Below are 20,718 nucleotides of genomic sequence, written 5' to 3' on the forward strand. Positions count from 1 at the left end.
TATAGTATAGCCAGCAAAAGAAAAAAGATGAGGTGTACGGAAATGAATCAGAAGATCAAAGGAATGTGTTTCACTATTATAGGAGGATCTTGCTGGGGAATGTCTGGTGTTATGGGAAAATATTTATTCAATATAAAAAATATGACAGCAACAGTTCTTCAGTATTCCGCACCGGTATTCATTATGTTTTTTTGTATATTTGTTGAAAAGAGAATTCCCAAAGTGATAGAAATGATTGTATTGATTGCAGTTATTTGTGGAGTTTTTCTTCTTGCGACACATGGAAATGTGCATAACCTTGCAATTACAGATCAGGCATTATTTTGGGGATTATTTTCTGCAGTGGCATTTGCTATTTATAGTATACAGCCAGGAAAACTGATGATAGAATATGGAACCATGGAAATTACTGGATGGGGGATGTTGCTTGGTGGAATTATGGTGGCTCCATTTACAAAAGTTTGGGAAGTACCTGGGCACTGGGATGGAATGACCATTCTGATGACGACAGGTGTTGTAGTGGTAGGAACCATCGTGGCGTTTTGTTGTTATCTGCGAGGAATTTCCATGCTTGGGCCTGTACAGGGAAGTATGCTCGGATGTGTGGAACCGCTGGTATCTACTATTCTTTCCGTAATGGTTCTTGGAGATGTATTTGGAGCAATGGATATTATGGGAATTGTTTGTATTGTTGGAGGAGTGACAGCTCTGACTGTACTAGATCGATAAAAAAACCACTGAACAGACTTTTTGTCTGTTCAGTGGTTTTTATCATTAAAATGAATTTCTAATCACCAAAACTAATGCCAATGGTTTTTGCTTCCTGGATCATCTTACATTCTGGATCTACGTATTTTAGTTTGCCAGCAACTTCAGAAAGCGGCACTTTTTGTGTTTCACCATTCCGAATAGCAATCATGTAGCCGTATTCTTTATTTAAAATCAATTCTGCAGCAGCGGCTCCAACTCTTGTCGCAATTACTCTGTCATATGCACATGGAGAACCACCGCGTTGTGTATGACCGGGAACGGTAACACGAACTTCTTTATCTAATTTCTGTTCAATTTCGGAAGCAATTTGATAGGCAACAGAAGGAAATCTTCTTTCAGCTAGTTTTGCTTTATATTTTTTCTTTTTCAGTTTTGCATCTTCTTTAGAAATTGCACCTTCTGCCACTGCAAGGATTGTAAATTTTTTCCCGGCAGCTGAACGTTTTTCAATTACTTCTGTAACTTTATTAATATCATAAGGAATTTCCGGTAACAGAATGATATCAGCTCCACCGGCAATACCTGCATGAAGGGTAACATGCCCTACTTTATGGCCCATAACTTCAATAATGAAAACGCGGCTATGAGAAGAAGCTGTCGTATGAATTCGATCAATGGTATCTGTTGCGATATCAACGGCACTTTGAAAACCAAACGTCATGTCGGTTCCCCAAAGATCATTATCAATCGTTTTTGGAAGCGTTACAACATTGAGTCCTTCTTCACGAAGAAGATTTGCTGTTTTATGCGTTCCATTTCCACCAAGAATCACAAGACAGTCAAGGTTAAGCTTATGATAATTACTCTTCATTGCTTCAACTTTATCCAGACCATTCTCATCGGGAATCCGCATCTTTTTAAAAGGCTGTCTGGATGTTCCAAGAATTGTTCCACCACGGGTAAGAATACCAGAAAAATCATCTGGTGTCATACGTTTGACATTTCCATAAATCAAACCTTTATATCCATCTTGAAATCCATAGATTTCAAAATCATTTGTTTTTGTGTGTAATCCTTTGATCACGCCGCGCATGGCTGCATTTAAAGCTTGACAGTCACCACCGCTTGTCAGCATTCCGATTTTTAACAAAATAGCACCTCCAAAAAACGTATAAACTAAATTATATTCTAGCATAAAAGCATGTAAGATAATAGGAAACTTGGTTAAGAAAAAGTTAAAAATGTGTAAAATTACAAAGAAACTAAAAATATTTGAGGTACAAGGGTGAAAAAATTTTAAAAAATAAAAAACGATACAAGTACACATGGTTATAAATAGTATCTATATTTTGGAAAATGGATGATATATTGATAAACAAAAATAAATCAATAAAACATAAGCATTGTTATCATAGCATAAAAACTTACATTTCGATATTGACGAATCCATCTCTATGGTGGTAAGATAATTCCATATGAAGAAAGGCAATGAAGGAGACAGTACTTCTATGATGAACGCTTGAGCGAGTTCGGGATGGTGGAAGCCGGATGCAAGTAAAATAGGAAGGAAGATCACTCCCAAGCTGCAGGCTGAAAGAAGTAGGCTGTGCCGGTATCCTCCGTTAACGGGATAACATATGATAGTATGTGAAATAGGTGGTTTAAAAGCAACGACGTTGTCCTATTTGGGGCAGCGTCTTTTTTTGTGCAATAGCACAAAAAGATTCTTTTATATTAAATTTTAGAAGGAGAAAAAGAGAATGTACAAAAAAGTATCTTCTGATTTGAACTTTGTGGATCGTGAAAAAGAGACCGTAAAGTTCTGGAAAGACAATGACATTTTTGAAAAAAGTATCGAAGAAAGAAAAGATGATCCAACATATACTTTCTATGATGGACCTCCAACAGCAAATGGAAAACCTCATATTGGCCATGTATTGACTCGTGTTATTAAAGATATGATTCCACGTTATCAGACAATGAAAGGTCATAAGATTATTCGTAAAGCAGGATGGGATACCCATGGTCTTCCGGTAGAACTGGAAGTTGAAAAAATGCTTGGATTGGATGGAAAAGACCAGATTGAAAAATATGGTATGGAACCATTCATCAAAAAATGTAAAGAAAGTGTTTGGAAATATAAAGGTATGTGGGAAGATTTCTCCGATACTGTAGGTTTCTGGGCAGATATGGAACATCCATATATCACATATGACAACAATTTTATCGAGTCTGTATGGTGGGCTTTAAAACAAATTTGGGACAAAGGTCTTTTATACAAAGGATTTAAAATTGTACCTTACTGTCCTCGTTGTGGAACTCCACTGTCTGCACAGGAAGTTGCACAGGGATATAAAGATGTTAAAGAACGTTCTGCAATTGTTCGTTTTAAATTAAAAGATGAAGATGCATATTTCCTGGCATGGACAACAACACCATGGACTTTGCCATCGAATATTGGTCTTTGTGTAAATCCAGATGAAACTTATGCAAAAGTCAAAGCAGCCGATGGTTATGTTTATTATATGGCAGAAGCATTGCTTGATACTGTTCTTGGAAAACTTGCAGATGAAGAAGCTGGAACACCTGCATATGAAGTCTTGGAGACTTATAAAGGAAAAGAACTGGAATATAAAGAATACGAACCATTATATGACTGTGCTGCAAAAGTTGCAGAAAAACAGCATAAGAAAGCGTTTTATGTAACATGTGATGGTTATGTAACATTGACAGATGGTACTGGTATCGTTCATATTGCACCTGCTTTTGGTGAAGATGATGCGAAAGTCGGACGTAAATATGATATGCCATTCGTACAGCTCGTTGATGAAAAAGGTGAAATGTCACCGGAGACACCATTTGCAGGGCTGTTTGTAAAGAAAGCAGATCCAGAAGTATTAAAAGATCTGGATGGACGTGGATTGTTATATGATGCACCAAAATTTGAACATAGCTATCCTCACTGCTGGCGTTGTGATACACCATTGATTTACTATGCAAGAGAATCATGGTTTATCAAGATGACAGAAGTAAAAGATCAGTTGATTGCAAATAATAATACAGTAAACTGGGTACCAGAAAGCATTGGTAAAGGCCGTTTTGGTGACTGGCTGGAAAATGTACAAGATTGGGGTATTTCAAGAAACCGTTATTGGGGAACTCCATTAAATATTTGGGAGTGTGAAGAATGTGGACATCAGCATTCCATTGGTTCCATCGAAGAACTGAAGAGTATGTCTGATAATTGTCCAGACGATATTGAACTTCATCGTCCATATATTGATAAAGTAACAATCAAGTGTCCACATTGTGGAAAACCAATGCATCGTGTGGAAGAAGTAATTGACTGCTGGTTTGATTCAGGATCTATGCCATTTGCACAGTGGCATTATCCATTCGAAAACAAAGAGATTTTTGAGGATAATTTCCCTGCAAACTTTATCTCTGAAGCGGTTGACCAGACTCGTGGATGGTTCTATTCTCTAATGGCAATTTCTACTTTATTATTTAATAAGGCACCATATAAAAATGTTGTTGTCTTAGGACATGTACAGGATGAAAATGGACAGAAGATGAGTAAGTCCAAAGGAAATGCTGTTGATCCTTTTGAAGCATTAGAAGAACATGGAGCAGATGCAATTCGTTGGTATTTCTATACAAATAGTGCACCATGGCTTCCAAATCGTTTCCATGCGAAAGCGGTAACAGAAGGACAGCGTAAATTCATGGGTACTTTATGGAATACTTATGCATTCTATGTTTTATATGCAGAAATTGATCAGTTTGATCCGACAAAACATGAATTAGATTACGATAAATTATCGGTTATGGATAAATGGCTGTTATCTAAGATGAATACAATGGTAAAATCTGTAGACGACAACCTTGGAAATTATAGAATTCCGGAAGCTGCAAGAGCATTACAGGAATTTGTTGATGATATGAGTAACTGGTATGTAAGACGTTGCCGTGATCGTTTCTGGGCGAAAGGAATGGAACAGGATAAAATCAATGCATATATGACTTTATATACAGCACTTGTAACTGTATGTAAGGCAGCAGCACCAATGATTCCGTTTATGACAGAAGAAATTTACCAGAACATTGTAAGAAGCGTTGATGTAAATGCAAAGGAAAGCATTCATTTATGTGATTTCCCTGTATATCATGCAGAACAGGTAGATGAAAAACTGGAAGCAGATATGGATCTCGTGTTAAAGATTGTTGTTCTTGGACGTGCTTGCAGAAACAGTGCAGCGATCAAAAATCGTCAGCCAATCGGACAGATGTATGTAAAAGCAGATGCAACACTTCCAGATTATGATGAAGCAATTATCTTAGACGAATTAAATGTTAAAAACATTACTTTCACAGATGATGTATCAAACTTTACAACATATAACTTTAAACCACAGTTAAAAACAGTTGGACCAAAATATGGTAAACTAGTTGGAGGAATCCGTAATTATCTTGCAAACGTTGATGGTAATGAAGCGAAAGCTGAATTAGACTCTAAGGGAGTATTAACATTTGAAGTTGACGGAACACCAGTAGAATTAGCAGAAGAGGATCTGTTAATTGAAATGGTAAAACAGGAAGGATTTGTAACAGAGGCAGACAACGGGGTGACAGTTGTACTTGATACAAACTTATCCGAAGAACTGTTAGAAGAAGGATTCGTCCGTGAAGTTGTCAGCAAGATCCAATCTATGAGAAAAGAAGCTGGATTTGAAGTGACAGATCATATTACATTGTCTTATGAAGGAAGTGAAAAAGCTGCTTCTTTGATCGGAAAGAATGAATCAGCGATTGCTGGAGATGTTCTCGCAGATGAAGTAAAAGCCGGAGAAGTTTCAGGATATACAAAAGAGTGGAACATCAATGGTGAAAAGGTCACAATGGGTGTTGAAAAAAGATAATTATATTTAGAAAATAAAAGAGTAAATTGTGCAGAGTATAAGCGAATATTCTGCACAATTTTTTTATATAAAATTTGAGATAAAGGTATTGAATATAAAAAAAAACCGTTGTATAATTCTGCTTTGAAAAAAAGAACAGTTGATAGTCAATGAACTATTCATATATAACAAAAAATTATACATCGAGGGGGACAATATATGAATCGCATAGGGAAAAAACTCATGATAGTTCTGGTTTCTATTTGTATGATAACCAGCATAGTTCATCCTTACATGACGTTAGCATCATCAGAAAATTTACAAAAATCATCTGTGGAAATAGATTCTTTTATACAATCGGCCACGATAGAATATCAATCAGAAAAAGAATGGATAAAGATTGATGATCAGACAAAGAACATTTCTGCGGATGCTAGATTAAAGACGACCATTCACTATGATGATATTGATGCGAAAATGTTGATAGAAAATGGGGGAACATTAACTTACAAATTGCCACAATTATTTAAAGATTCAACGGTGGCTAATAATACAATTCAGGATGCAGATCATAATACCGTCGGTACAATTTCTATTGATGAGAATACAAGAACTGTAAAATTAAAATTTGAAGAATCTTTTTTACAACAGGATGAAGATGAACATAAGAAAATTAATGGAAATTTTACGGTTTATTCAAAAGCTGATACGGAGCAAATCAAAAAAAATCCAGAACAAAATGTAGTAATAGGAAATACAACCATTCATTTGAATTTTGAAGAAAACAGCGATGCAAGACTTGGGGAATTAAATGTTTTGAAAACAAGTCCTGAATATAGCGAAGAAGGCGGAAAAGCATATTTAACTTACACATTGATCGTTAGTACAGGAAATGATCCAATGCCGGATGTAAAGATTACAGATTATTTTTTACAAAATGAGAAGTATGTGGATGGTTATGTTGGGGTCAGTGGAACACAGACGGCAACAAAACATGAAGAGAATACGGATAATATCCCATATGAATGTGGAGAAAGTGCAGAGTCTTATACAAGTAGTGTTTATCTTGGCAACAGTAATGCAGATAAAAGTAAAGTTCCAGAACCAGCAGGGGATCATGTGAATGGTACAGGTACTCTTGTATGGGATATTGGAAATATGGGAGCCAATCAAACAAGAAAGTTGAAATATAAGGTAAAATTAAAAGATTCCTATATTGGGATTCAAAGTCGTGGTACTATTACAAACCATGCAAAAGCTTTTTCTAAGTCTTATGAACATAAAGAGTCAAGTTCAGAATTTACTCCAAGTGCAGGAATGTATCTTAAAAAAACGGCCGGGGCTTATCAAGCAGATCCAAGTGGTAACGGCGGAACGATTACTTATACAGTGTATATGAAAGCAAACAAAGATAATACATATACACTCAAAAATGTAAAATTATATGACAATTTTATGGACTATAATACAGATAAAAAATTATTTCCTTATATGAGTTATGAATCCGATAGTTTTAAATTGTATGAAGGAAGCACAGCAAAAGAAGAGAATCTTTTGGAAATACCGAAAAATAAACATGAGGGAAAAAGTAATCCGTCCATTGTAAGTGATGGAAAATCCGTATGTAAATTTGATTTTTATGTTGGAGATTTGAAACCAGGAGAAGAAAGAGTCGTCACTTATCGTGTGAGAGTTACAGAAGGAATTTTTGCTTTAAGTAATGATGAGATAAAACTCAGAAACCGTGCCGCAGTATATTCGGATGATACGGCAGAAGGAGGTAATGTACGATTTAATGGTTATAATAATGAAAAAAGTATTGGGAAAAAAATGTGGGATCGTAAACTTCAAAGTGAATCTATGAAAGAAAGTCAGACGATTAATATTCCACAGTCAGATAGTGTTTATAATTCATCGATGAATACAATTTCGCCATCATCTCGTAGTTTTACGATTCCATCTGGAAGTTATAAGTATCAGGTTGTTGTGAATGAAACTGGAGATTGGGATGTATCTTCTTCTATATTTGGAGACCAGCTTGCAAATAATTATTTGGCTTATCAAGGATACTTAAAAATTGATTATTATGAAAGTGGATTATCTACTCAGCCATCAACAGATAAAGAAGCAGCCGAGCAGTTTGCAAAGAAAGAACCATCGCAGACAGTTTGGATTGATATTCATAATCAAGAGAAATTTTCTCTTTCACCTAAAATGTTTCAGCAGGAGCATAAAAAAGGAGCTTACCTTTTGACTTATTATGCGACACCAAGAAATACGGAAGATGTATCACAAGTTTCTTCAGGAAATTCCTTTACTCTAGGAGGAACTGTCATTGGACCAGGAGGTACCAGTATTTCCATGTCAGGAGTCAGAGTAGAGATTTCGGTCATTATTGAAGGTGGAAATAAATTTGAAGCCAAGAAACAGGGTTGGTATTTTGATCCAACAAAGACTGCAGGTGACTGGCGGAATGGAAGTTTGTACTGGGTTATTGAAGCAAGCGGAGAAGAAATTCCAGAAGGTACCGTATTTCGAGATGAACCAGATAGAACAAGTGCATGGAATCGACATTTGCTTAGAAAAAGTTCAATGGTTGGTGTTTATATCGGAAAAATTCCGGAAGGAAAAGATTTTCATGAATATTTTGGAACGGTAAATGATTTATCAAATGACGCACAACTTCGAAAACTTTCTGGTAATGAGCTTAATGGGGGACAACTTCCATCAGATTCTGATTATCAGTGGTCAGCAACGAATACGGCAGCTGATATTACTTTGAAAAAGTCTATCAAACTTCAGCAAGGAGAACATTTATATATTGTTCTGAGGACAGCACCGGACCGGAGTATTTCTTTAAGAGATGGTGTTCGGTATGATAATGAGTTGCTGACGAAAGATCATAATGCTTCGGATTATGTTTCTCAGCAGAAAGTTAGTCTCTGGTCGGCCGGAGGTGGTAATAACTTTAAAGAAGTTGCAGGTGTTTATGAGCGTGATACGGATGGTAAGTGGACAACGAAGCAGTCATATAATGGTAACAACTATGGAAAATTACTTACAAATCAGATAAAGGATCCAGGAACTTATATTGAATGGAGGATGAAGATCAATTACATAGGAAACTTAAGCGGTAAGGTTATTGTAGAAGATCAGCTTCCAGAAGGTCTTGATTTTACTTATGCAAGATATTTTTGGATTCATCCATCCTTAAGAAAAAATCCTCCGACGACGACAACGATTCCAGAATGCGAAAACGGATCATGGAAGAAGATAGAACTTAGCAGTTCACTTGATAGAGATAGCAGTGGTAAAAAATATAGCTGTATTGCCTATTATAATCCTGAGACTAGAAAAATACGTATTGCGGTTGATAATTTACAAAGAGATGGAAATAAAGATGAAAGATCTCTGGAATTTCAGCTGGTGACAAAAGTTACAGATTCTCAAGTTTTACTAGATGGAATACAAAAGGAATTTGTGAATGCCATGACGGTTATGACAGAGTCAGGAAATACAGTTTCTACAAGTACAGCTACAGCAAATATTAAAAAAACGAGCATTCAAAAGACAAAACAGGACGTCAAAGATGGGAAATTACCATTTACAATTACAGTGAATGAACTAGGAGAAGATTTATTAAAAAATGGAGATCAAATAACACTAGTAGACGAAATGCAAAAACCACTTCGTTTTGATCCAGATTCTGTACAAGTAAGAGACAAAAATGGAAAAGTACTTACTGGTATTTCACCCAAAATTGAAACAACAAATAATGGTGAAAAGATGAGTCTTACAATTCCTGATAATGAAAAATTAACGATTACTTATAATGCAACATTAAATGCTGCGCCAGATACGGATATTTCAGTCAATAATAAGGCATATTGGTTTGGACATAGGAATGATATTGCTAAGATCGAAAATGAGACCATCCGGTATCATGTAGAATCTTATGCAGGATCTACTACAAAGCCAGGATTAAAAGTAAAAAAAGTGGATAAAGATAATACGTCAAAGGTATTGGAAGGGGCTACTTTTATTATACAGAAAGTAACGTATGATTCCTTGAAAAAAGAGTGGGTGGCTGCACAAAACGCACCAATTTATAAGAATACGACCGATGCTTCGGGACTTGCAACCTTTGGAAAAAACGAATCGCTCGAATATAATACGGTTTATTGTTTGAGAGAGACAAAGGCTCCATCAGGTTATATGCTGGATTCCACGCCACGCTATTTTGCTATTGCACAAAAAACCGGGCCTAAAGGGCAGGAAACTTATCCAGCAGATTTAAAACAATGGGAAGATGAAGGAGTGGATGTCTACTATCTTGGTGCTACATATCAGTGTACCATGTATAATTCCAGGGGAGTTGTTAACGTAGAAAAACAATTTATTGATGTAAAGGGAAATCCAATAACTGGAAAAGAAATTCCAAATGTGACTTGTTCTTTTGCGATTTATGAAGATAAAGGAAAAAATGCAGATTACTCTAAAGAGAAAAAATTACATATTTTGCAAATAACAAGTAATCATGGTCAGATTTCTTATAAATTAGATGGAGTTCATACAGATAAACCACAATTTAGTCAGCTCTCTGTAGGCGGGAAATTCTGTATTTTTGAATTGGATCAGAATGGAAATCCAGTGACGAAAAGTGGTATAAGGTATCAACCAACAGATACGATTGGCTTTGAAGTTTTATATAATGGTGGATGGAAATCTTATGTTATAAGGGATGATGGAACTTCAGAAAATGTAGAGATCACAAATCGTTATTATACTCATATTGATACAACCGTGAATACTGGTGTATGGAATGAGCATTTATGGATATATCTTTGTATGATTGCTGTTGCTATTCTTGTGGCAGTGCCAGTAATTTATCGAAGGATAAGGAGGCGATATTGATGAGTGATCCTGGAAAAAAACATCAAGATCAGATTGCTCAATGGTTGAAGAAAGTGAAGTTTAAAAGAAAAATAATTGGTGGAGTTAATGAAGCAGATGTCTGGAAAAAAATTGGACAACTTGATGAAAAATACCAGGCAGCATTACATGATCAGAAAATTTATTATGAAGCTTTGCTTGAGGAAGCCAGAAAAAATTGAAAGGCGGTGAGTGATCTTTGAAGAAAAAAAGAACATTAGTAACACCGCAGAGCGTGATAAAGAAAAGAAGACAACAGGTTCTTCTACGGCAAGAGTATATGATGTTAATTCTGCGAGCAATATTTTTTATTCTTGCAATCTATATTTTCTTTACGAAAATTTTATGTTTTGTGAGAGTTGAAGGAACACAGATGTTTCCGGCATTAAAAGATGGAGATTTAACATTATGTTATAGTTTGCCACAACAATATCGCAGTAATGATATTATTGTGTATGAACAAAACGGACAAAACCACTTTGGAAGAATTATTTCTGTTGGAGGAAATGATGTCAATATTGATGGAAGTGGAGATGTAAAAATTAATGGAATATCTGAGGGCGGAGAAATTGTTTACTCTACTTATAAAAAGGGTAGTATTTCTTATCCATATCATGTTCCACAAGATAGTGTTTTTGTTATGGGAGATTATCGCAAGGAGACAAAAGATAGTCGCAGTTATGGAGCAATTGCAAAGACACAGATTAAAGGAAAAGTATTAACAATTCTAAGAAGACGAGGATTGTAAATATAGATGAAAAAAGCAAATATAAAGAAACAAAGGAGTTATTATCATGAATAGGAAAAAGATTTTGACATTTTTACTAGCAATTGTTATGGCATTTGGAAGTAATCTAGGGAATCTAAAAACTGTGAAAGCCGATGAACCGCAAACACAAGGGACAGCATACACATTTATTAAACAGTATTATTTAAAGGCCGGAGACAGTACAACAGCAAAAAATCCAGCAGAGACATTTTTGTTTGGAATTAACGGAAGTAGTGAAGAGGGAAGTGTTGGAAAAGCAATTTTATGTAAAGTTGGAAAAACAAAGTATAATGATGAATCACATCAAATGTTAGATGTAGAAACAATGGAAAAAAAGGATGAAATTCCTGAAAGTATTAAAAAAATAAGTATTGGTTCTGTATCATTTGATGAAGGTAGTGTTAAGACAGAAGGGATACAAAAAGAGGTAACAATTACAGTTCCAGATGTATCTCAGTATCCAAGTACTGGATATTATTTTTATAAGTTTAAAGAAGTACAGGGGGATACTGCAGGAGTTACATATAATGATGAGGAATATCTTGTCCGTGTAGCGGTTCACTATAACAATGAAAATAAACTTGAGATTGCTAACGTAAAACTGTTTAATGGAAATGTATTGAAAGTTACTGGACTTCAAAATAGTTATTCTGCAGGAAGATTGATGGTTCAGAAAGTTGTAACTGGTAATATGTCTAATCGAAACGATGAATTTAATGTCAAGGTTACATTTACAGCTCCGCAGGGCAAAAAAATAAAACTTCCAATTGAAGCAAAATCTGAAGAAAATTCGGTTGGTGATGTCCAGTGGGAAGGTAATGAGCAACATAAAACTGCAACTTTTAAAGTAAAAGCAGGAACAAAGACTGTGTTTACCAATATTCCAGAAGGAGTTACTTATAAAGTAGAAGAACAAAAAGCTTCAGGTTATGATGATCCAGTTTATAAGACAAATTCAAAAGAGAATGAAAATTATGGAACGATTACTGGAGGAACAGCAGATGAAGTTATAATTAGAAATAATAAAAGTACACAAATTGATACCGGGGTATTTATGACAAATCTGCCATATTTGCTTGTCCTTGCAGCAGCAGTTGTTGGTTTTGTTCTATTCTTTTTGAATAAAAGACATCACATGGATGAGGAATAATCAATAAAATGGGAAAGAAAATGCTTCGTATCCTGAATTGGATTTTAAATAGATTGATTGTGATTGTTCTTTTAATGGCTGTTTTATATAGCATTTATTCTTTATGGGATAACAATCAGTTTTATCAGGAAGGGCTTGATCTTAAAGTAAAGCTTCGTAATTTAAAACCGAAAGGAAGGAAGCCGTCTTTTGATGAACTTCGTAAAATAAATCCGGACGTTGTAGCATGGATTACATTAGATGGAACAAAGATCGATGAACCAATCGTACAGGGAAAAGATAACATGGAATATTTGAATAAAAATGTCTATGGAAAATATTCTATGGCAGGAACTGTTTTTCTTGATCATCGTTGTAGCAAGAATTTTCAGGATCCGTATTCGATTGTATATGGCCATCACATGGAGAAGCATTTAATGTTTGGAGATTTGGATTTATATCAGAAACCAGATTTTATACAAAAGCACCATACAGGAATATTGATGATTCCAGGTAAAAAATATCCTGTTCATATATTTGCTTCGATGCTTGTGAAGTCTACGGACTCTTATATTTTTGATCCTAACTTGTACCAGTCCAATAAGAGCAAATTTTTGAGTTATGTTGAAAAAAAGTCTATTTGGGTGCAGGATGGTGTTTTAAAAACATTAGAAAATACAGGTTCTCAATATTCAGTATTGGCACTTAGTACTTGTTTTTCAACAGGAGATGACCGAACAGTTGTACTTGCATGGTATCAAAAAAAGTAAATTAATAAACAGAAAGGAGTAGCCGAAAAAATGAAAAAAATATGTGTTGCGCTTCTGGTGGCAGTATTTTTTATGATTCATGGTGTTTTCGGAGTTTTTGGAAATACTTCCGTTGGTTTTTCTCTTCCTTTCAGTTATCAGTGGGGATCTGGAGGACTAATACGTGGACTAAAATATCAAGTCTGTTTGAACACATCTCAGTCAGAGGCACCGATGCCGAAAGGAAGTAGCAATAGGCAATACATTATGGAACTTTCTGAAAAAGAAACAAAGGCATCGTTACCAGAAATTGTTTATACACAGCCTGGAGATTATAAATATGATGTGCAATTAGTTAGGGAAAATCAAAGAATCGTACAAAGTTATCATATTCATATACAAGTATTGAGACAAAAAAATGGGAATCTTTCTATTGTTCAAACCATTGGTAATGAAAAAGGGAAAAAAGTAATTTCAATAACGTTTAAGGATCCTGCAGTAGTTAAACCAGGCAACAACCATGGAAAAGATAATAAGAAATATAATGTAAAACATGACTCGAAACATCATAATATAAAACATGACAAAAAAAATAATAGAAAAAATAGCGGGAAATCATCAAAAACTGTTAAAACAGGAGATGATAGAAGTGTTGAATTTTATCTTATGGTATGCGTAGTTTCGTTATTTATGCTTTTGTTAATCGGGAAAAACTGGAAAAATAAAAAATAGCAAAAAACACTGTAATAAATGATTTTGTTACAGTGTTTTTCTTTTTGTTTCTCTTAAAAAATTAATAGTATTTTTTAAGAGAAAGTGATAAGATACTTTCAGAAGAAAGGCAGGAGAATTATGGGAAGACGTAAATTTGTTTTTTTTGATGTAGATGGTACATTGGCTGCAGGACGTCCAGGACAGCAATATGTTCCGGAATCCACAAAGCTTGCGTTAAAAAAATTAAGAGAAAACGGACATTTTTTAGCAATTGCAACAGGTAGAAGTCATGCAATGGCTCTGCAGATGATGCAGGATCTTGGGTTTCATAATATGGTGCATGATGGAGGAAATGGAATTACAATTGATGATCAGTTGGTTTTTATTGAACCGTTAGATCGTAAAAAATGTATCAAACTAATCAATGAGTGCAAAGAGAATGGAATTTTATGGGGAATTTCGCCATATGATACAACATATCGACTTGTTCCGGATGAACGATTTTATGAATTTACACATGACGTTTATATGGATACAAAAGTAAAAGAGGGTTTGGATCCGGAAGACTATGAAAATATTTATAAAGTTTATATAGCATGCTATAGTCCCAAAGAAGAACGATTGCAAACATTAAATGAGCTACCATGGTGTAGATTTCATAAGGAATATTTATTTGTAGAGCCAGCCAATAAAGAGAAGGGAATCAAATCTATGGTTGATCATCTTGGTGGAGATTATAAGGACGTTGTTGTATTTGGTGATGCAAAGAATGATTTAAGTATGTTTTGTGATGAGTGGATATCGATTGCTATGGGTAATGCAATTGATGAATTAAAACAAAAGGCAGATTATGTTACAACGGATGTCACAGAAGATGGTATTTATCATGCATGCAAGCATTTTGGGTGGATTTAAAATTTGTTTGTTTTTGCTTTTTGATGGAAAATCGAGCAGAGAAAGTTTCCTTTAAGGCGCAATATTTATCAGCAAGACAAACAATCCAAGCTTCTCGGTAGATTGGTGGTATTGGTGTTAAAGGAAACATATGACGCAAAATAATATTTTCTTCAATTTTATTAAGAGAAAAATCTTCCTGAGCATTATGAAGGGCTTTTCGTGGATGAAAAAATCCGTGCAGGCGGTGGCTTTTGTCTTTTTCGTGCCAGTCATATAAGAAATAATCATGGAGCAGGGCACCACGAAGAAGGCAGTCTGTATCAACTTGAAATGGGAGCTTTTCTGCAATTCGAAGACTTATACAGGCAACATGGATACTATGTTCATAAACAGATGTAGATCCGTGTTGACTGTATTTTTTTTCATCTAAAAATCGACTATTTTCTTCTAGGCTACGAATGAATATATCAAGATCTGTTTTCACGCTATCTTCTCCCTTCAAAAAATTTTTTTATTACCATCATTATACGAAAAATTTTCAAAAAAGAAAGAAAAAATTGCATATTTTTTGTGTATAGATTCTAGAGGAAATGGATATTTGTCATATAAATAGTACGATGATATACTTGAATCATGAAGAAAAAAGAGAAGGAGAGAAAAAAATGGGACGTTTGCTTGGATATTTAAAAAAGAATATGGTACAAGCAATATTGGCTCCATTATTTAAAATGTTGGAAGCCAGTTTTGAATTGTTTGTTCCGCTTGTTGTGGCTCGTATGATTGATATTGGTATTAAAAATCATGATATCAGTTATTGGGTTCGAATGGGTGGGGTTTTAATCTTACTCGGGGTTATTGGATTCGGTTTTTCTTTGACGGCACAATATTTTGCTGCAAAATCGGCCGTATCTGTTGGAAAGGCGATAAGGAGTGATTTATTTGCTCATATGAACACCTTTGCATATCAGGAAATTGATCAGATAGGGACATCAACTCTAATCAATCGAATGAGTAATGATGTCAATCAGGTGCAAAATGGAGTGAATATGTTTTTGCGGCTATTTCTTCGTTCGCCGTTTGTCGTATTTGGTGCAATGGCAATGGCATTTGTTGTAGATGCAAAAGCAGCAATTTCTTTTGTTTATACGATTATTGCATTATTTATTGTCGTAGCATTGATTTTATGGATCACTATGCCGCTGTATCGGAATGTGCAAAGGCAGATGGATAAGGTGTTAAAGACAACAAGAGAAAATCTATTAGGGATTCGTGTTATTCGTGCTTTTAATCAACAGGAAAATGAAAAACAGATGTTTGGGAAGGAAAGTCGTACCTTATATAAAAAGCAAATTCATGTTGGTAAAATTTCCGCATTATTAAATCCAGTTACTTGTGTCATTATTAATTTGGGAATTGTAGCAATTTTATGGTCTGGAGGAAAACAGGTAAATGTTGGTGCTTTGACACAGGGACAAATTATTGCGCTAATTAATTATATGTCGCAGATTCTTGTAGAACTTGTGAAACTTGCAAATTTATTGATTTTGCTTTCTAGAGCAATGGCCAGCATGGATCGTATCAATCAGATTTTCGATGTTCATTCTTCTATGGAAGAAACTGGAGCTAGAAAGACAGATCCAAAAGAAGGAGAGCCAATTCTTTCTTTTGAAAATGTATCCTTTGCCTATCATGGTTCTTCAAAAGAGACATTAAAGCAGTTTGATTTTCAAGTAAAAAAAGGAGAAACGATAGGGATTATTGGTGGTACTGGTTCTGGAAAAAGTACTTTAGTTCAGTTGATTCCACGTCTTTATGAGGTAAGTAGCGGAAAAATTTTGCTGGAAGGAAAAGACTTAAGAAAATTAGCACCAGAATTTATTCGGAAAAAGATCGGTATGGTACCACAGAAAGCGATTTTATTTGAAGGATCATTGCGTAAAAATATGCAATGGGGGAAACAGGATGCGAGTGACGAGGAGATTTATCGAGCATTGGATATTGCACAGGCAAGAGAATTTGTGGATGCAAAGAAAGAAGGACTTGATCTGAATATTGAACAGAATGGAGGAAATTTATCAGGTGGTCAGAAACAGAGATTGACCATTGCAAGAGCTCTTGTTCGAGATCCGGATATTTTAATTCTTGATGATAGTGCATCAGCATTAGACTTTGCAACGGATGCAAAACTTCGAAAAGCAATTAAGGAAAATACAAATCATATGACAGTTTTTCTCGTATCTCAGAGAGTATCAACTATTCGCAATGCAGATCATATTCTTGTGCTGGATGATGGAGAGCTTGTAGGAATCGGAACACATAAGCAATTATTAAAGGAAAATTCGGTTTATCAGGAAATCTGTGCATCCCAGATGTCAGGAGAGGAGGCTCTTTCATGAGGGAAAAAGCAAAAAAACAAAAAACACTGCAGAGAATTTTTATTTATATGAGGCCATATATTCCGTTGATTTTATCTTCTTTATTTCTTGCTGTGGTAACGGTTGTATTGACCCTATATATTCCAATTTTAACCGGACATGGTGTGGATATGATTGTTTCCAAGGGACATGTAAACTTTAAAGGACTATATCGAATTATAAGAACCATTATCCTTTGTATTGCCATTACAGCAGTAGGACAATGGTTGATGAATCATATCAACAATCAGATTACTTATAGGATTGGAAAGGATTTAAGAATTCAAGCATTTGAACATTTACAAAAACTTCCGCTTTCTTATATAGATGATCATTCTTCGGGTGATCTGATTAGTAGAATTGTTACGGATATCGACCAGTTTACGGATGGATTGCTTCTTGGATTTACCCAGCTATTTACTGGTGTAATAACGATTGTTGGTACCATTTGTTTTATGCTTGGTATTAATTTATGGATTACATTGGTTGTTGTGATCCTAAGTCCTTTATCATTTTTGATTGCGCGATTTATCTCTCAGAGAAGTTATCATATGTTTCAGAAACAATCAGAAATAAGAGGAAAGATGACAGGTTTTGTAAATGAAATGTTAAGTGGAATCAAAGTAGTAAAGGCATTTGATCATGAAAAAGAGGCACAGAAGGAGTTTGATGAAATTAATGATTCTCTTGCGTATTATTCTATGCGTGCGACCTTCTTTTCTTCTATTACAAATCCAGCAACTCGTTTTATGTATTCTGGCATTTATGCAGGAGTTGCGATTGCCGGCTGTATTTCTGTTATTATGGGAAGAATTTCCGTTGGTCAATTATCAAGTTTTTTGAGTTATACAAACCAGTATACAAAGCCGTTTAATGAAATTACTGGCGTTATCACAGAATTTCAGAATTCTCTTGCTTCAGCAGCCCGTGTGTTTGAATTGATTGATCAGGAAACAATCAAACCAGATGAAGCGGATGCAGCGGTTCTTTCGGATGTAAAAGGAAAAGTGGATTTAAAACATGTTGCTTTTTCTTACACACCAGAGGTACCATTGATTGAGGACTTCAATCTTCAGGTAAAACCAGGGCAAAGAGTGGCTATTGTTGGACCAACTGGATGTGGTAAGACAACCTTGATCAATTTGCTGATGCGTTTTTATGATGTAAATGCCGGATCGATTGAGATAGAAGATCATGATATTCGGAATGTAACAAGGAAGAGCCTGCGATCAAGTTATGGAATGGTATTGCAGGAGACATGGTTGAAAGCAGCAACCATTCGGGAAAATATTTCCTATGGAAAACCAGATGCAACAGATGAGGAAATTATACAGGCAGCGAAAGAGGCAAATGCACATGGATTTATTATGCGAATGCCAGATGGATATGATACTCTTATTTCAGAAGGAGGAGGAAATCTTTCTCAAGGACAAAAACAGCTTCTTTGCATTGCAAGAATTATGTTAAGTCTTCCTCCGATGTTAATTCTTGATGAGGCTACATCATCTATTGATACGATGACAGAAATCAGAATTCAGAAAGCATTTGAAAAGATGATGAAAGGAAGAACAAGTTTTGTTGTGGCACATCGTCTTTCTACAATACAAAATGCGGATGTAATTCTTGTTATGGAAAATGGACATATCTTGGAGCAAGGAACACATGAGGAATTGCTAAAGAAAAATGGAGCTTATGCCAAACTTTATAATAGCCAATTTGCTCCGGTATAAAATAAGGCGCCATTGCAATCAATGGCGCTGTTACTTGGGAGAATAAAAAATGAAAGTAATAAATATTAAAGAAATTTCAGGAGTCAACATTGGAAATGCACAAAATTTTGAAGCGGGTACCGGCTGTACAGTTATTCTCTGTCAGGATGGAGCCTGTGCAGGACTTGATGTTCGTGGTGGCGGTCCAGCTTCTAGGGAAAGTCAGTTGTTGCAGCCATTAGCAGCGGCAGATCAGATTCATGCCGTTTTATTAAGTGGAGGCAGTGCTTTTGGTTTAGATGCAGCAGGAGGTGTTCAGAAATATTTGGAAGAACGAGGAATTGGTGTTGATGTTGGAGTGACAAAGGTTCCTTTGGTATGTCAATCTTGTTTATTTGATCTTACAGTTGCGGATGCATCAGTAAGGCCCGATGCTGCTATGGGATATGAAGCTTGCATAGAAGCACAAAAAGAAAATTATCAAGATGGAAATTTCGGAGCGGGAACGGCAGCAACAGTAGGTAAATTTTATGGGATGGACTTTTGCATGAAATCTGGTATTGGAAGTTATGCTATACAGACAGGAGATCTTCAGATCGGTGCGGTTGTCGCAGTCAATGCATGGGGCGATGTTTATGATTGGAAAAATGGTCACAAAATTGCCGGACTTCTTTCCAAAGATAAAAAATCGTTCCGGTCAACGCAAGAAGAAATTTTAAAAAGCTATCAGGTGGTTGATAATAAATTTGTTGGAAATACAACAATTGGTGCGATTATAACGAATGGGGATTTTCATAAAAATCAATTAAATAAAATCGCATCAATGGCGCAGGATGGAATGGCAAGAGTCATCTGCCCGGTACATACTTCTGTGGATGGAGATAGCATTTATGCATTATCTGCAGGAAAAGTAAAGGCTGATCAGGATGTTGTTGGGACATTGGCAGCACAAGTTTTTTCTGAAGCAATTTTATGCGCTGTAAAAAGTGCAAAAGGTGCTTATGGATATCCATCGGTAAATGATGTAAAGAAAAACTGGAGGAATGAAAGATGACAAAACAGGAATTAGCATTAGAAGTAATTGCACGTTTAAAAAAGGAATACCCAGATGCGGGATGTAGTTTGGAATATGACCAGGCATGGAAATTGCTGATTAGTGTTAGGTTAGCTGCTCAGTGTACAGATGCCAGAGTTAATATGATTGTGCCTAAATTATATGAAAAATACCCGGATGTAGAAGCACTTGCAGCTGCAGATGTTGCAGACATTGAAGAAATTATAAGACCTTGTGGTCTTGGAAAAAGTAAGGCAAGAGATATTAGTCGATGTATGAAAGTTTTGAGAGATGAATATGATGGAAAAATTCCAACAGATTTTAAATCTCTTTTGAAACTTCCAGGTGTTGGAAGAAAAAGTGCTAATCTGATCATGGGAGATGTTTTTGGAAAACCAGCAATTGTAACAGATACACATTGTATTCGATTGGTGAATCGTATCGGATTGGTAGATGGAATAAAAGATCCTAAAAAAGTGGAGATGGCATTATGGGAAATTATTCCGCCAGAAGAAGGAAGTGATTTTTGTCATCGTCTTGTGTATCATGGAAGGGATGTTTGTACTGCCAGAACTAAACCGCATTGCGAAAGATGCTGTTTGGAAGATATTTGTGAGAAGATCATATAAGAAATAAAAAAGACCGCTTTTTGCGGTCTTCTTAATGAAAAGAGAGGATTAAAAATATATGAAAAACTATGGTTTAAGTATATGAAAAAATGGCTTTTGATTCAATATACAGA

Annotated in this window: 15 protein-coding genes; 13 read left to right on the forward strand and 2 right to left on the reverse strand. The window is 35.4% G+C overall.

The features are described 5' to 3' along the window. Positions 1-42 precede the first annotated feature (42 nt). Positions 43-729, forward strand: coding sequence for a DMT family transporter (locus tag KQI71_RS02125; protein ID WP_216433632.1), 687 nt, complete (start codon positions 43-45; stop codon positions 727-729). A 58-nt stretch (positions 730-787) separates the two neighbouring features. Here KQI71_RS02125 and KQI71_RS02130 read toward each other — a convergent pair whose 3' ends face one another. After that, on the reverse strand, positions 788-1,861 hold the full coding sequence (locus KQI71_RS02130) for a 6-phosphofructokinase (protein WP_216433634.1): 1,074 nt from the start codon (positions 1,859-1,861) through the stop codon (positions 788-790). Positions 1,862-2,471: 610 nt separating this feature from the next. Between KQI71_RS02130 and ileS the strand changes: the two genes are divergently transcribed. From ileS to KQI71_RS02170, 8 genes are all read left to right on the forward strand, one after another. After that, positions 2,472-5,630 carry an isoleucine--tRNA ligase gene (gene ileS / locus KQI71_RS02135; RefSeq protein WP_216433636.1) on the forward strand — a complete coding sequence of 1,053 codons (3,159 nt, stop codon included), beginning with the start codon at positions 2,472-2,474 and terminating at the stop codon, positions 5,628-5,630. A 198-nt stretch (positions 5,631-5,828) separates the two neighbouring features. Next, positions 5,829-10,523 (forward strand): SpaA isopeptide-forming pilin-related protein, encoded by a 4,695-nt coding sequence (locus tag KQI71_RS02140; RefSeq protein ID WP_216433638.1) that lies wholly within the window; start codon positions 5,829-5,831, stop codon positions 10,521-10,523. Then, positions 10,523-10,723, forward strand: coding sequence for a hypothetical protein (locus KQI71_RS02145; protein WP_216433640.1), 201 nt, complete (start codon positions 10,523-10,525; stop codon positions 10,721-10,723). The genes KQI71_RS02140 and KQI71_RS02145 overlap by 1 nt, the downstream gene beginning before the upstream one ends. A gap of 17 nt (positions 10,724-10,740) precedes the next feature. After that, positions 10,741-11,289, forward strand: coding sequence for a signal peptidase I (gene lepB / locus KQI71_RS02150; RefSeq protein ID WP_216433642.1), 549 nt, complete (start codon positions 10,741-10,743; stop codon positions 11,287-11,289). Between the two features lie 46 nt (positions 11,290-11,335). Then, positions 11,336-12,460 (forward strand): DUF7601 domain-containing protein, encoded by a 1,125-nt coding sequence (locus tag KQI71_RS02155; RefSeq protein ID WP_216433644.1) that lies wholly within the window; start codon positions 11,336-11,338, stop codon positions 12,458-12,460. Positions 12,461-12,468: 8 nt separating this feature from the next. Beyond that, on the forward strand, positions 12,469-13,209 hold the full coding sequence (srtB, locus tag KQI71_RS02160) for a class B sortase (RefSeq protein ID WP_216433646.1): 741 nt from the start codon (positions 12,469-12,471) through the stop codon (positions 13,207-13,209). Positions 13,210-13,239: 30 nt separating this feature from the next. After that, complete coding sequence (locus KQI71_RS02165) at positions 13,240-13,920, forward strand: hypothetical protein (protein ID WP_216433648.1); 681 nt, start codon at positions 13,240-13,242, stop codon at positions 13,918-13,920. A 120-nt stretch (positions 13,921-14,040) separates the two neighbouring features. Beyond that, entirely contained in the window at positions 14,041-14,817 is a 777-nt protein-coding gene (locus tag KQI71_RS02170) for a Cof-type HAD-IIB family hydrolase (protein ID WP_216433650.1), read from the forward strand. Here the strand turns inward: KQI71_RS02170 and KQI71_RS02175 are convergent. Further along, entirely contained in the window at positions 14,768-15,283 is a 516-nt protein-coding gene (locus tag KQI71_RS02175; protein ID WP_216433652.1) for an HD domain-containing protein, read from the reverse strand. The genes KQI71_RS02170 and KQI71_RS02175 overlap by 50 nt on opposite strands. Before the next feature lie 178 nt (positions 15,284-15,461). Between KQI71_RS02175 and KQI71_RS02180 the strand changes: the two genes are divergently transcribed. Genes KQI71_RS02180 through KQI71_RS02195 form a run of 4 tightly spaced genes read left to right on the forward strand, consistent with a single transcriptional unit; the run spans position 15,462 to position 20,605 of the window. Further along, complete coding sequence (locus KQI71_RS02180; RefSeq protein ID WP_216433654.1) at positions 15,462-17,195, forward strand: ABC transporter ATP-binding protein; 1,734 nt, start codon at positions 15,462-15,464, stop codon at positions 17,193-17,195. After that, positions 17,192-18,943, forward strand: coding sequence for an ABC transporter ATP-binding protein (locus KQI71_RS02185; RefSeq protein ID WP_216433656.1), 1,752 nt, complete (start codon positions 17,192-17,194; stop codon positions 18,941-18,943). Before KQI71_RS02180 ends, KQI71_RS02185 begins: the two co-directional genes overlap by 4 nt. Before the next feature lie 49 nt (positions 18,944-18,992). Further along, positions 18,993-19,976 (forward strand): P1 family peptidase, encoded by a 984-nt coding sequence (locus tag KQI71_RS02190; protein ID WP_216433658.1) that lies wholly within the window; start codon positions 18,993-18,995, stop codon positions 19,974-19,976. After that, complete coding sequence (locus KQI71_RS02195) at positions 19,973-20,605, forward strand: endonuclease III domain-containing protein (protein WP_216433660.1); 633 nt, start codon at positions 19,973-19,975, stop codon at positions 20,603-20,605. Before KQI71_RS02190 ends, KQI71_RS02195 begins: the two co-directional genes overlap by 4 nt. Positions 20,606-20,718: the final 113 nt, after the last annotated feature.

It is taken from the genome of Anaerostipes sp. MSJ-23 (assembly GCF_018918155.1).
Lineage (GTDB): Bacteria > Bacillota > Clostridia > Lachnospirales > Lachnospiraceae > Anaerostipes.